General features: G+C 32.1%; 16 protein-coding genes. 9 read left to right on the forward strand and 7 right to left on the reverse strand.

Annotated elements, in window-relative coordinates; all coding sequences use genetic code 11:
- Positions 1-112 precede the first annotated feature (112 nt).
- The 7 genes from aroA to GGR97_RS14110 form a co-directional block, all read right to left on the reverse strand.
- Positions 113-1,342 (reverse strand): 3-phosphoshikimate 1-carboxyvinyltransferase, encoded by a 1,230-nt coding sequence (gene aroA / locus GGR97_RS14080; protein WP_167899175.1) that lies wholly within the window; start codon positions 1,340-1,342, stop codon positions 113-115.
- 1 nt (position 1,343) lies between these two features.
- Positions 1,344-1,604 carry a hypothetical protein gene (locus GGR97_RS14085; protein ID WP_167899176.1) on the reverse strand — a complete coding sequence of 87 codons (261 nt, stop codon included), beginning with the start codon at positions 1,602-1,604 and terminating at the stop codon, positions 1,344-1,346.
- Positions 1,604-1,930 (reverse strand): nucleotide pyrophosphohydrolase, encoded by a 327-nt coding sequence (locus GGR97_RS14090; RefSeq protein WP_167899177.1) that lies wholly within the window; start codon positions 1,928-1,930, stop codon positions 1,604-1,606. Before GGR97_RS14090 ends, GGR97_RS14085 begins: the two co-directional genes overlap by 1 nt.
- Positions 1,931-2,020: 90 nt before the next feature.
- A complete protein-coding gene (locus tag GGR97_RS14095) occupies positions 2,021-3,025 on the reverse strand; it encodes a radical SAM protein (RefSeq protein WP_167899178.1) in 1,005 nt (334 codons plus the stop codon).
- A gap of 21 nt (positions 3,026-3,046) precedes the next feature.
- Complete coding sequence (gene aat, locus GGR97_RS14100) at positions 3,047-3,688, reverse strand: leucyl/phenylalanyl-tRNA--protein transferase (RefSeq protein ID WP_167899179.1); 642 nt, start codon at positions 3,686-3,688, stop codon at positions 3,047-3,049.
- A gap of 71 nt (positions 3,689-3,759) precedes the next feature.
- A complete protein-coding gene (locus GGR97_RS14105; RefSeq protein WP_167899180.1) occupies positions 3,760-4,122 on the reverse strand; it encodes a DUF3127 domain-containing protein in 363 nt (120 codons plus the stop codon).
- A gap of 82 nt (positions 4,123-4,204) precedes the next feature.
- Entirely contained in the window at positions 4,205-5,239 is a 1,035-nt protein-coding gene (locus GGR97_RS14110; protein WP_167899181.1) for a glycosyltransferase family 9 protein, read from the reverse strand.
- Between the two features lie 84 nt (positions 5,240-5,323).
- Here GGR97_RS14110 and GGR97_RS14115 point away from each other — a divergent pair, with 84 nt between their 5' ends.
- From GGR97_RS14115 to GGR97_RS14155, 9 genes are all read left to right on the forward strand, one after another.
- Positions 5,324-6,232, forward strand: coding sequence for a DMT family transporter (locus GGR97_RS14115; RefSeq protein ID WP_167899182.1), 909 nt, complete (start codon positions 5,324-5,326; stop codon positions 6,230-6,232).
- A gap of 55 nt (positions 6,233-6,287) precedes the next feature.
- The gene (locus tag GGR97_RS14120) at positions 6,288-7,145 is read left to right on the forward strand and encodes a YicC family protein (RefSeq protein WP_245229516.1); all 858 of its coding nucleotides are present in this window, start codon (positions 6,288-6,290) and stop codon (positions 7,143-7,145) included.
- On the forward strand, positions 7,145-7,717 hold the full coding sequence (gmk, locus tag GGR97_RS14125) for a guanylate kinase (RefSeq protein ID WP_167899183.1): 573 nt from the start codon (positions 7,145-7,147) through the stop codon (positions 7,715-7,717). The genes GGR97_RS14120 and gmk overlap by 1 nt, the downstream gene beginning before the upstream one ends.
- A 3-nt stretch (positions 7,718-7,720) precedes the next feature.
- Positions 7,721-8,299, forward strand: a complete 579-nt coding sequence (gene nadD, locus GGR97_RS14130; RefSeq protein ID WP_167899184.1) for a nicotinate (nicotinamide) nucleotide adenylyltransferase — start codon at positions 7,721-7,723, stop codon at positions 8,297-8,299.
- Positions 8,300-8,365: 66 nt separating this feature from the next.
- Complete coding sequence (locus tag GGR97_RS14135; RefSeq protein ID WP_167899185.1) at positions 8,366-9,406, forward strand: M23 family metallopeptidase; 1,041 nt, start codon at positions 8,366-8,368, stop codon at positions 9,404-9,406.
- 2 nt (positions 9,407-9,408) lie between these two features.
- A complete protein-coding gene (locus GGR97_RS14140; protein ID WP_167899186.1) occupies positions 9,409-10,902 on the forward strand; it encodes a GH3 auxin-responsive promoter family protein in 1,494 nt (497 codons plus the stop codon).
- A 16-nt stretch (positions 10,903-10,918) separates the two neighbouring features.
- The gene (locus GGR97_RS14145; protein WP_167899187.1) at positions 10,919-12,400 is read left to right on the forward strand and encodes a M43 family zinc metalloprotease; all 1,482 of its coding nucleotides are present in this window, start codon (positions 10,919-10,921) and stop codon (positions 12,398-12,400) included.
- Positions 12,401-12,451: 51 nt separating this feature from the next.
- The gene (gene rsmI, locus GGR97_RS14150; protein ID WP_167899188.1) at positions 12,452-13,117 is read left to right on the forward strand and encodes a 16S rRNA (cytidine(1402)-2'-O)-methyltransferase; all 666 of its coding nucleotides are present in this window, start codon (positions 12,452-12,454) and stop codon (positions 13,115-13,117) included.
- A 12-nt stretch (positions 13,118-13,129) separates the two neighbouring features.
- Complete coding sequence (locus GGR97_RS14155) at positions 13,130-13,447, forward strand: Dabb family protein (RefSeq protein ID WP_167899189.1); 318 nt, start codon at positions 13,130-13,132, stop codon at positions 13,445-13,447.
- Positions 13,448-13,449 lie beyond the last annotated feature (2 nt).

Here is a 13,449-nt window from a genome sequence, read left to right on the forward strand (position 1 = left end):
AGTCATACATTCTTTTTTAAACTCAATACTAAACTTTACCTTTCTATACATAAAATGCCCCCAAATTGTGTCTAACTTTTTGGGGGCACTGTATTTAGCTGGCTTTTTTATGTTATTGAAATCTTTCGTAATCTTCCCAAAAACTAGGGTACGATTTTGATACCACTCCAGCATCATCAATATTAATATTCGTTTTTAACAATAGTGGAGCAAAAGCCATAGCCATTCTATGATCGTTGTAGGTAGCAATGTGTACATCACTATTTATGGTTCCGTTAAAAGCTTTTACCGTTAAGGTTTCGTCCGATGTTTCTATGGTTGCACCTAGTTTTGTTAGCTCGTTGTTTAAAGCTACAATTCTATCGGTTTCTTTAATTTTTAAGGTATGTAAGCCCGTCATATGACATTCTACACCTAACCCTAAAGCGGTTACTGCAATAGTTTGTGCAATGTCTGGAGCTTTTACCAAATCAAATTCTACACGTTTAGGAAGTGTAAAGTTTGGTGTTTTTTGTAAGGTGATGGTGTGGTCGTTAAACGTAGTAGTCACTCCAAATTCTTTGTAAATTTCTTGTAAAACAGAATCTCCTTGTAAGCTGTTTTGTTTGTATGATGAAATTTCTAAAGTTCCGTTTTCTGTTAAAGCCACAAAACCATAGGCATAAGAAGCAGAACTCCAATCAGATTCTACGGTAAAGTCTGTGTTTTTAATTTTTTGTGTAGGAGCAACGGTTATAAATTGACCTTCAAATTTTGTAGTCACTCCTAAATCATTTAATAAACTTAAAGTCATTTGAATGTATGGAATAGAAGTAATTTTTCCTTCAAATTCAATAGTTAAACCATTAGGTAGAGTAGGGGCAATTAATAATAAAGAAGAAATGTATTGGCTACTTACGCTACCATCAATCTTAACCTTGTTGTCGGTTAAAGTAGTTCCTGTAATTTTTAAAGGAGGATAACCATCATTGTTAACATATTCAATTTTGGCACCTAAAGAACGCAAAGCATCCACCAAAATTTTAATAGGACGTTCTTGCATTCTAGCAGATCCTGTTAAAATAATTTCTGAGTTAGGTTTTACGGCAAAATAACTAGTTAAAAAACGCATGGTAGTACCTGCGTGGCCTATGTTAATTTCTTTTTCTGATGAATTTAATGCGTTTAACATTAGGTTCGTGTCATCAGAATTAGACAAGTTGCTAATTTCTATACTAGGGTATAATGCTTGTAAAATTAATAAACGATTACTTTCACTTTTAGATCCTGTAATTTGAAAAGCATCGTTTACCGATCCGTTGTATTGTTTTAGGAATTTAGTTCCTATATCTGCATGTGCCATTTTATAAAGTGTTTTTAGCTTTTCTTTTGGTTAAAAAAGCCATTACAAATCCATATCCTGTAATAATTGCCAACCTAATTCCAACAAAAGTAATCCAAGTTCCATCTTTAAAACTTTGTGAAACTGCGTTTAAATTTCCGTTTCTAAATAATTCGGCAGCAGTTAATACAATTGCCAAAATAAATCCAAAAGAAATCATAAATCTAAGGGCAAGTTTCCAAATTGGAGTAATTGCTACTTTTTGTATTTTTTGATTTGCCATTATTTTAATTTTTGATTGTTGTGATGACGATCGTGATCACGTTTTGTTTTTAAGTCTAATTTAGCATCAAAAGCAGCTTGTAAATCTACTCCTGTTTGATTGGCTAAACACAAAACAACAAATAAAACATCAGATAATTCTTCACCTAAATCTTTGTTTTTGTCGCTTTCTTTTTCTGATTGTTCTCCGTATCTACGAGCAATAATTCTAGCTACTTCTCCAACCTCTTCGGTTAGTTGAGCCATATTGGTTAGTTCGTTAAAGTAACGAACACCGTGCTCTTTAATCCACTTGTCTACGTCAAGCTGTGCATTTTTAATATCCATGTTGCTATGTTTATTCTTTGGTTTTACTCTTTTGAGTTAAAAACGGCTCAAAGATAAGGGTTTGAGTTGAGAAACAAATCTCTAGAGTATTTAATTAATGTCGTAGTTTAAAGACTTGTTTTGTAGTGCTTGAATAGTAGCGTTTTTAGCGAAAATTAATCGAATCATTTGGGAAGTAAATCCTGTTCTTTTACAATATTGATTGTAGGTTTCTTGTTTCCAATTAAAGTCTTTATGCCAAAAAACTAGCGGAGAAATGTAGCAATAGGTAAAAGGTCTAATTACACTGTTCATAGACTGTTTGTAATTTAATCTGTCTAGTTTTGGTGCAATTAAAATAGTGTTGTGTTCTATTGCTTTTTTATTTACAAGGGTGTATACTTCGTTATAAACAGGAAGAATTTTTTCTAAAGAAAAGTTGTTGTATTCTGTGTTTCCAATTTTATCAATAGGTCTAATTTGTAGGTAGTCTATATTGATGTCTTTAAAAGTTTTCCAAAAGTCTTTTAGTTCTAAAAAGTTGTCTTCGTTAAAGGTGTAGTTTATTCTTAATTTAAAGTCGGGAAATTCTTTTTTAATTTCTGTTATGTATTGCAATGAAAGTAGAAATCTATCAAAATTACCTTTGCCCATAAAATGTTCATAACTCTCTTTGGTTACTCCGTGCAACGAAACCGTAATTTCATTTAATCCGTGTAGAACCCAATTTCTAAGCGTGTCTTTTTCTATTAAATTTGCATTAGTAGTCATAGATATGTATGGTACTTTTGCTTGCTGAGCTAGTATAAAAATATCATCTAAATTTTTATATAAAGTAGGCTCTGTTCCACAGCCAACTTGTAGTTTTGCAGCTCTTTTTAAAACCGCTTTAGAAAGTAGAGGAAGTTCTTCTTTAGGAAATAATCCTTTTAGTTTTTTAACGTAATCTTTGTCTGTAAAATAACACATTTTACATCTTAAATTACAGGCATTTACAGGGTCAAACTGAACTGAAATGTATCGTTTCTTTAAAATATGGAAGCATAATAAACCTAAGAATTTTAATCTAGGATTCTTAATTAGGTTGTTAATTTTAAGAAGACTGTAGTAGTTCATAGTTAAATGCTGTACTAAATGTTATTTTTTCTGCAAGATATTTAAATATTCTTGCCTAGGAATTTCATAAGCTCCTAAACTTTCTAAATGATCATTATGAACTTGACAATCTAGTAAATCATAGTTATTTTCTACTAAATAGTTACATAACCAAGCAAAAGCAACTTTAGAAGCGTTACTTACTTTGCTAAACATACTTTCTCCGCAAAATACATTGTTTTGGTCTACTCCATACAATCCGCCAACTAAGGTATTGTCTTGCCAAACTTCTACAGATTTTGCAATGCCTAATTTGTGTAATTCAATATAGGCATTTTCCATATCGTTGGTAATCCAAGTACCTAACCCATCTTGTCTATCAATAGATTTACAGTTGTAAATTACTTCTTTAAAGTTTTGACTAAAAGTAACGGTAAAGGTTTCTTTTTTAAGAGTTTGTTTTAAACTTTTAGAAGGAGTAAAATGTCTAGGATCAATAACCATTCTCCAAGTTGGACTGTACCATAAAATAGGTTCTCCTTCGCAAAACCAAGGAAAAATCCCTTTTTCATAAGCAGCCATTAATCTTTTTGTAGACAAATCTCCACCAACAGCTAGTAAACCTTCTTCGGTAGCTAAAGATGGATGTGGGAATTCTATTGAATTTGGATCTAGAAAATACATAGGTGTAAAATTAAAAAACGCTTTCAAATAAAGATTGAAAGCGTTTTAAATATGGTTGAAATTCATCTTTCTTAGAAAGGTAAATCATCTGGTTCTTCGTTTTGTGCTATAGAAGTAGTTTCAAAAGTAGCAGGTGCTTCTCCTCCTTGTGCAGCAGGTGCAGTCGCTTCAATTCTCCAACCTGTAATAGAGTTAAAATATTTAGCAACTCCTTCTGGGTTAATCCATTCTCTACCTCTTAAGTTGATAGAAACAGTAACATCTTGTCCTACTTTGTAAGCATCTAAAAGATCTACTTTATCTTGTACAAATTCAATCATTAACATCTGTGGATATTGTTCATCAGTAGTTACTACTAACTCTCTCTTTCTAAATCCGCTAGCTCCAAATGTTTGCGTTTCGTTAATTAATTTAATTTTTCCTGTTACTTGCATATCTTCATTTATTTATTGAGGTTCAAAATTAAAGAATTGTATTAAAAAAGTACCTATATGATTAAAAACTTTATTAACAAATCTATTTTAATAAAGATAAAGCTTTTTGAATGATTATTTTAGGGGCAATAGAATACATAACACGTTGGTAATTAGGAATTATTTTATTCCCGTAAACAGATGTAGGTAGCAAAGGAAATTGCTCTCTGTTGGCACAAATGCAATTTTTATCTTGTAGAAAAGGAGTAAAGCCTGCGTAAGGATGTGTAGCACCCCAAATACTAATAGTAGGAACACCAAATAATGCAGAAAAATGACCATTTCCACTGTCCATACTAATCATAAGAGCTAAGTTGCTAATAAGAGAAAGTTCCTCTTTTAATTTTACTTTTCCTGCAACGCAAAATGTGTTTTTATATTTTTTACTGATTTCTGTTAAAGCAGTTGTTTCTGATGCACCTCCTCCAAATAATAAAATTTTGTAGTTTTTAGCTAGTTCGTTAATAACTTCTTCCATTAGTTCTAATGGATACTTTTTACCCTCGTGCGCAGCAAAAGGAGCAATTCCAATAATTTTTTCTAAAGGCTGATAATCAATTAGTGCTTTTAATTCTTTAGATAATTCTTCTTTTTCTTTTAAAGAAGACGAGGTAGAAAGATTTATAGCGTAGCTTAATTTTGCAAACACATCTGCATAACGTTGATGAGTGCTTTTTAAAGGTTTAAAAACTTTGTTTTTTAACGCGGTTAATGCTTTTTTTTCGGCTCTTCCCTTGTCAATAAAAGCAGTAGGAGTTCCGTCTATTTTAAATAGAGTTCTTAACAATTTAGAACGCAAAACATTGTGTAAATCCGCAACGGCATCAATCTTTAATTTTTTTAATTCTTTGTAAAGTTTGTAAATACCAATGGTTCCTTTGTGTTTTCCGGTTGTATTGGCTGCGTAAAAATCTACATTTTCAATACCATCAAAAAGAGGTCTTAAAAAAGCTTTGGAAACTACAGTGAATTTTAGGTTTGGATGCTGAGACAACAATGTTTTAATTACAGGAACTGTCATTGCTACGTCTCCCATGGCAGACATACGAATTACTAAAAGGTGCTTTTTGTTTTGCATGCAACGAATTTAATTATTTTCTGCGGATGTTTAAGCCTAGCTATCGCAAATTTCTTAGCATCTTTGTGGTAGATTTAAATCATTATGAGTAAAAGGAATCTAGCTTTATTAGCTGTTTTTAGCACGGCAATTTTTTATGGAATAAATTATACGTTGGTAAAAGAAATAATGCCAGGTTGTATGTCTTCCTATGCTTTGGTGTGGATTCGTATTTGTGCAGCCACTCTTTTATTTTGGATTACTTCGTTTTTTATAAAATCATCACCCTTAGAAAAGAAGGATTTTTTACCCGTTGCTTTGTTGTCTATTATAGCTATTGTTATTAATATTTTGTCTTTTTTTAAAGGGCTTAGTTTAACAACTCCTATAAACGGAGCGGTTATTATGGTAACAACTCCTATTCTAGTATTTGTGTTTTCTTTATTTATTCTAAAAGAAAAGTTAAATTGGAAAAGAGCATTGGGAATTTTAATTGGTTTGTTAGGAGCTTATTCTTTAACAACTTCTGGAGCGCAAAATTCAGTAAATGCAGTAAATATTCCTTTGGGGAATTTGTTGGTGTTTGTAAATGCATCGGGCTATGCATTGTATTTAATTTTAGCTAAAAAAATGATTGCCAAATACCATCCTATTGTTTTTGTAAAATGGCTGTATACTTTTGGCTTGTTGTTTATGACTCCGTTTGTGTTTCACGAGGTTTTAGAGGTGGAATGGCAAGAGATTCCTGTAAATATTTATTGGACAATTGCTTATGTAGTAGTTTTTGCTACTTATTTTAATTTTCTGTTTAACCTTTATGGGTTAAAACAATTAAAGCCAACTACGGTTAGTGCTTTTATTTATACACAGCCTGTAATTGCTAGTTTGTTTGCATTGTCTGTAGGTGCTGATGAATTATCTATAGCAAAAGTATTAAGTTCTTTAGCTGTTTTTTTAGGAGTTTATTTGGTGAGTTCACAGCCAAAAGAAGCGCAAAAGAAACTTAGAGAGTAGCAGTAAGGCTATCCGCCTTAAAATACGTATTTTTACAGCCAAATTTTTTGGATACATGATACAGTCTATGACAGGGTATGGGAAAGCAATTGTGCAATTACCAACCAAAAAGGTAACAATAGAGGTTAAATCTTTAAATAGTAAAAATTTAGATTTAAGCGTTCGTATGCCTCAATACTATAAAGAAAAAGAAATTAATGTTCGCAAAACCATTGCTAATAGTGTGGTTAGAGGAAAGGTAGATTTTTCTATTTATGTAGAAATGACAGCGGAGGTATCTCAAACAAAAGTAAACGTAAATGTGGTGGCTGATTATATGAATCAGTTAAAACAAATTGCAACAGGTTCTGATGTTGAATTGTTAGAAATGGCTATGCGTTTGCCAGATACTTTAAAAACCGAACGTGAAGAATTAGATCCTGCAGAATGGGGAGTTATTGAAACGGGAATTAACGAAGCTTTAGAAGCTTTGGTACAATTTAGAAAAGATGAAGCGGCTTCTTTAGAGTTGGATTTTAGAGAGCGTATTCAGAATATTCAAAATTCATCTGTAGAAATCAATCAACACGATGAGGATAGAATGGCAGCTGTAAAGGCAAAATTACGCAAGGCTATTGATGATTTACAAGTAACTGTTGATGAAAATAGATTTGAACAAGAACTAATTTACTATTTAGAAAAATTAGACATTAACGAAGAAAAAGTTCGTTTGACAAATCACTTAGAGTACTTTTTAAAAGAATTGGATAATGAAGTTTCTGATGGTAAAAAATTAGGATTTATTGTTCAAGAAATAGGAAGAGAAATTAATACTACAGGTTCAAAATCTAACTACGCTCCCATGCAACAGGTTGTTGTGCAAATGAAAAATGAGTTAGAAAAAATTAAAGAACAAATTTTAAACGTATTGTAATGGCTTCAGGAAAATTAATTGTGTTTTCTGCACCTTCTGGTTCTGGAAAAACCACCATTGTAAGGCATTTGTTATCAGAAACAAATTTGCCTTTAGATTTTTCTATTTCAGCAGCTTCTCGTGAGCCAAGAGTAGGAGAAATTCACGGAAAAGATTATTATTTTTTATCTGCTGCAGATTTTAAAGCTAAGGTAGATGGAGATGCTTTTTTAGAATGGGAAGAAGTTTATAAAGACAATTTTTACGGAACTTTAAAGTCTGAAATTACAAGAATTTGGGCAGAAGGAAAGCACGTTATTTTTGATATTGATGTGGTTGGAGGATTGAATATTAAAAAACAATTTCCAAAAGAAACGTTGGCAATTTTTGTACAACCACCTTCTTTAGAAGAAATGGAACGAAGATTGAGAGGAAGAGCTACAGAAACCGAAGAGAAAATTAAAATGCGTGTTGCCAAAGCCGCTCAAGAAATGGACTTTGCAAAAAAGTTTGACACTGTTTTAATTAACAACGATTTGTCTGTAGCAAAACAAGATGCCTACAATATGGTTTCTGAATTTATAAAAAAGTAATTCATGAAAATTGGTTTGTATTTTGGAACATTTAACCCAGTGCATGTTGGACATGTAATACTGGCAAATCATATGTTGCATTATACCGATATGGACGAGGTTTGGATGGTGGTTACACCTCACAATCCTCATAAAAAGAAAAGTACGTTGTTAGAAAATCATCATCGTTTAGAAATGGTTTACAAAGCAACGGAATCTTATGAGCATGTAAAACCAACGGATATTGAATTTAAATTAAAACAGCCAAATTATACGATTGATACTTTGGTGCATATTTCAGAAAAATATCCAACACACGAATTTGCCATTATTATGGGAGAGGATAATTTAAAATCTTTTCACAAATGGAAAAACTACGAGGTTATTTTAGAAGAATATGAAGTGTATGTGTATCCAAGAATTGGAAATACAATCAAAGAAAATAGCTTAGCTACACATCCTAAGGTACATATAGTACAAGCTCCGGTAGTAGAAATATCATCTACATTTATTAGAAATGCCATTAAAAACAATAAAAGTGTAAAACATTTGTTAACACCTCAGGTTTGGGAATATATAGATTTAATGAATTTTTATAAATAAACAAGATAATAGTACATTTGCTCGTTAGAATTTTAGGGCATTATAAAAGTCTTAGATTTAAGATACATGAAAGAAAAAAGAGGAAAAATAAAAAAGAAGTTAGTTAAGAAATACCGATTGGTAGTCTTGACTGAAGATTCTTTTGAAGAGAAATTCTCTTTTAAATTAACACGTTTAAATGTTTTTGTATTTGGAGGTTTGTTTAGTCTGTTTTTAATAGTTATTACTTCTGGATTGATTATTTACACCCCTTTAAAAGAATATATTCCAGGTTTTGAATCTCCTCAATTAAAAAAAGATGCACTTTCTTTAAATTTTCAGTTAGATTCTATTGAGCAAAAAATGCACGCTTTGGAATTGTATACAGAATCTATGAAACCTATTTTGATAGGAGACAAAGCGATAGAGATGGATGCATTGCCTTATGTAACCAAAGAAGGAGAATCTGTGTATCAAACAGGAATAACCAATAACGATTCCATTCATAACAAATTGGCCAGATTATATTCTCTATTAGAACAAAAAAATAAAACCATAGAGTCTTTAAAAGAAAGATATAAAGGTTTTGAAATAGATACTATTGATGCTTTTAGTAGTATTGTTGCTATTGCAGATGAAGAAGGTTTAACGGAGGAAGAAATACAATCGTTAGAAACTTCTAGATTAGATTCTGTTTTTAGAGAAAAAGTAGAAAGAGAAGAACGCTTTAGTATTTTTGGATCCGAAGGAGCAAATACAACAAAAGTTTTTGTAGTACCAGCTATTGGTAATATTACTCAAGAATTTAATGCGGTGGAAAAACATTTTGCAATAGATGTTGCTACTGCTAAAGAAGCCTCGGTAAAAGCAACTACAGATGGAGTTGTTGTTTTTGCAGAATGGTCTATAGAAACAGGATATGTAATTGTATTATTGCATACTGATAATTTTGTATCAGTTTACAAACACAACAGCAAAATAAATGTATCTCAAGGTGAGCTTGTAAAAGCTGGCCAAATTATTGCAAACGTAGGTTCTACAGGAGAGTTAACTACCGGACCACACCTTCATTTTGAAATGTGGAAAGATGGATATCCAGTAGATCCAACTAATTTTATGAAGTTTTAAGAATGAGTATCAAATCAAAAATTGCATTGCCTTTTGCAAAGGTAATTCGTAAGCAAGTATACAAGTGGGCAAGCAACCCTGTTGAAACCCAAGAAAAAACGTTTCAGTATTTAATTAAAACGGCAAAAAATACGGCTTTTGGAAAAGATCATAATTTTGAGCAAATAAAAAATTACCAAGATTTTAAGAATAATGTTCCTGTAAACGATTACGAAGGAATTCGTTCTTATGTAGATAGAATGGTAGAAGGAGAATCGGATGTTTTATGGACAGGAAGACCTCTCTATTATGCCAAAACATCAGGAACAACTTCTGGAGCAAAATACATTCCAATTACCAAAGAATCTATGCCTACGCATATCAAAGCAGCTAGAAATGCTTTGTTGTTTTACATTGCAGAAACAGGAGATGCTAGTTTTGTAGATGGTAAAATGATTTTTTTACAAGGAAGCCCAATTCTTAAAGATTTAAAAGGAGTACAATTAGGACGTTTAAGCGGAATTGTAGCGCATTATGTACCTAAATATTTACAAAAAAACAGATTGCCAAGTTGGGAAACAAACTGTATTGAAGATTGGGAAACAAAAGTAGATGCTATTGTTGATGAAACCATAGATCAAGAAATGTCTGTAATTAGTGGAATTCCATCATGGGTACAAATGTATTTTGAGCGTTTGTACGATAAAACAGGAAAAACGGTTGCAGAGTTATTTCCAAAATTTAATTTCTTTATTTATGGAGGGGTTAATTTTGAACCTTATAAAAATAAGTTCGAGAGTTTAATAGGTAAAAAAATAGATTATATAGAATTGTATCCTGCTTCAGAAGGATTTATAGCCTATCAAGATTCTCAAACAGAAAAGGGAATGTTGTTGCAGTTAAATAGTGGGATTTTTTATGAATTTATTCCTGCTGATCAATTCTTTGATGAAAATCCGCCAAGACTATCTATTGGAGAAGTAGCGTTAGGAGTTAACTATGTAATTATCTTAAATACATCTGCTGGTTTGTGGGGGTACAATATTGGAGATACTGTGGAATTTACCTCATTAGCTCCTTATAGAATTAAAGTTACGGGTAGAATTAAGCATTTTATTTCTGCTTTTGGAGAACACGTAATTGGAAAAGAAGTAGAAAAAGCATTGAATGATGCCATTGTAGGAACAAATATTACTGTGAGTGAATTTACGGTTGCACCACAAGTAGCTCCGGAAAGTGGATTGCCTTATCACGAATGGTTTATTGAGTTTGAAAACGAACCAGAAGATTTGGAAGCATTAGCAGCTAAGATGGATAAATCTATGCAAGAACAAAATATTTATTATTTTGATTTAATTACAGGAAGTGTTTTAAAACCTTTGGTAATTACAAAGGTTAAAAAAGGAGGATTTCACGAATACATGAAGTCGATAGGGAAGTTTGGAGGTCAAAATAAGATTCCACAATTGTCTGATAACCGAAAAATTGCAGATGTTTTACAGAACTTTAAAGCCTAACACTAGAAGTTTTTTTGTGAAACAAATCCAAATTTATAAATCTGAAAAAAGTATTATAAACTGTTATACGTTTGTGTTTAAGATAGTTTCTTTGCTCTTTTTTTTAGGTGTAAATTCTGTATTTGCTCAAAATAATTCAGGTTTTAATATTATCCAAGCAAACAGTAGGGCTAAAGCAATTACAGGTTTTGTAAGGTGCGCTACAGTAGAGTACGAAAAAAAACAATCAGAAAAATATTCAAACAAACCTTCGGAAAAAGAATTTGAATCTTGGATGTCTGCTAAAGTTGCTCAAGTAAAAAAGAGCAAGGCAAATGGCAGATTAGCTGCAGAGGTCTATAACATTCCTGTGGTCATTCATATTATCCATAATGGAGATGATGTTAATAGTGTGGGGAATATTGTAGGAGAAAATATTTCAGATGTTCAGGCAAAATCACAAATAGAGGTTTTAAATCAGGATTATAGAAGAATGTTAGGAACTCCAGGGGGAATCAATTCAACAGGAGCTGCTGTAGATGTTGGAATTAATTTTTATTTAGCCAAACAAGATGTGGATGGGTTGGAAACAACAGGTGTTATAAGGCATCAAATAACCCCTTATACAAATAAAGTTCGCAATGGTTCTGGAGGTGATGATTGGGAAACCTATGAAGATGTACAGCAAGTAAAAGCTGTTACACAATGGGATTCTACTCAATATTTAAATTTATGGGTACTTAGACTTGGAGGAAAAGAAACAGACGAAGATGGTTTAAATGGTGTTTTGGGTTATGCTCAATTTCCTAGTAATTCTGGTTTACAAGGTATAGAACTTAATGGAGGAGCTGCTAGCACAGACGGTGTAGTTATTTCTTACGATGCTTTTGGAACTATAAATAAGAACGATGGATCTTTTAGTTTAAATGATGTATACAATCAAGGAAGAACTGCTACTCACGAAGTAGGGCATTGGTTAGGATTAAGACATATTTGGGGAGATACAGATACTTGTGAAAATGGAGACTATTGTTTAGATACTCCAAATGCCACAGAAGAACATTACGATTGTAACACGTATGATACTTGTTTTAATGATGGTTTAGGAGAGGATATGGTGCAGAACTATATGGATTATACCAACGATAGTTGTATGGATACTTTTACACAAGATCAAAAAAATAGAATGATTGCCGTGTTAAAAAACTCTCCTAGAAGAGTAGAGTTACTATCATCTATAAGAGCAAATAGTCCCTTGTATAGTAATAAAGATTTAAAAGATTTTGTAGTAGATGCAAATCCTGTTATCAATAAAACCTCAATAATAGGTTTTGCAGAAGGAATTGTTAAAATGACTTTGTTTAATAGTCAGGGTAAACTGATGTTTCTTAAAGAAAGCACAGATGATGATACTATTTTTACACAAGAATTAGATTTTAGTAGTTTAGCTTCAGGTGTTTATATTTTGTTGATAGAAAACGAAGGTAGAAAGATTGTGAAAAGAATTATTAAGCAATAAATTATTGACTTAACTTTACTGTTAAAAGTCAATGTAATAATATTAAGAAAGATGAAATTATACTTAGTCCCAACACCTATTGGAAATTTAGAAGATATGACTTTTAGAGCTATTAAAGTTTTAAAAGAAGTGGACTTAGTATTGGCAGAAGATACGCGTACCAGTGGTAAATTAATGAAGCATTTTGAGATTACAACTCACATGCAAAGCCACCATATGCACAACGAACATAAAACTGTAGAAAGTTTAATTCAAAAAATAAAAGGAGGAACTACAGTTGCTTTAATTTCTGATGCAGGAACTCCTGCTATTTCCGATCCAGGATTTTTATTAACACGTGCTTGTGTTCAAAATAATATAGAGGTAGATTGTTTGCCGGGAGCTACAGCTTTTGTGCCTGCATTGGTAAATAGTGGTTTGCCTAACGAAAAATTTGTTTTTGAAGGTTTTTTGCCTGCAAAAAAAGGTCGTCAAACTAGGTTGTTACGATTGGCAGAAGAAGATAGAACCATTATTTTGTATGAATCTCCTCATAAACTAGTAAAAACATTAGGCCATTTGGCGGAGTATTTAGGAGCAGATAGACAGGCCTCGGTATCCAGAGAATTAACTAAAATGTTTGAAGAAACTCGTAGAGGAACTGTTACGGAATTGGCAGAACATTATACAAACAAACCTCCAAAAGGTGAAATTGTATTAATTGTAGCAGGTAAATAAATAGCTGAAAGTATGGAAGATAAAAGATTTTATCATAGTGTGTATTTTTGGTTAAAAGAACCAGAAAACAAACAAGACTGTAAAACGTTTGAAGTTGCTTTGCAAAAGTTCTTAGATGCTTCGGTATACATCAAAACATCGTGTATTACCAAACCTGCACATACAGACAGAGAAGTGGTAGATAATAGTTATACTTACTGTTTGTTGGTGAGTTTTGAGAGTGAAGAAAAGCATGAACTGTATCAAAAAGAACCTGCACATGCTTTGTTTTTAGAAGAAGCTTCTAACCTGTGGAACAAGGTTCAGATTTATGATGCAATTGCTTTATAGGT

The sequence above is a fragment of the Wenyingzhuangia aestuarii genome, assembly GCF_011927765.1.
GTDB classification, from domain to species: Bacteria; Bacteroidota; Bacteroidia; order Flavobacteriales; family Flavobacteriaceae; genus Wenyingzhuangia; species Wenyingzhuangia aestuarii.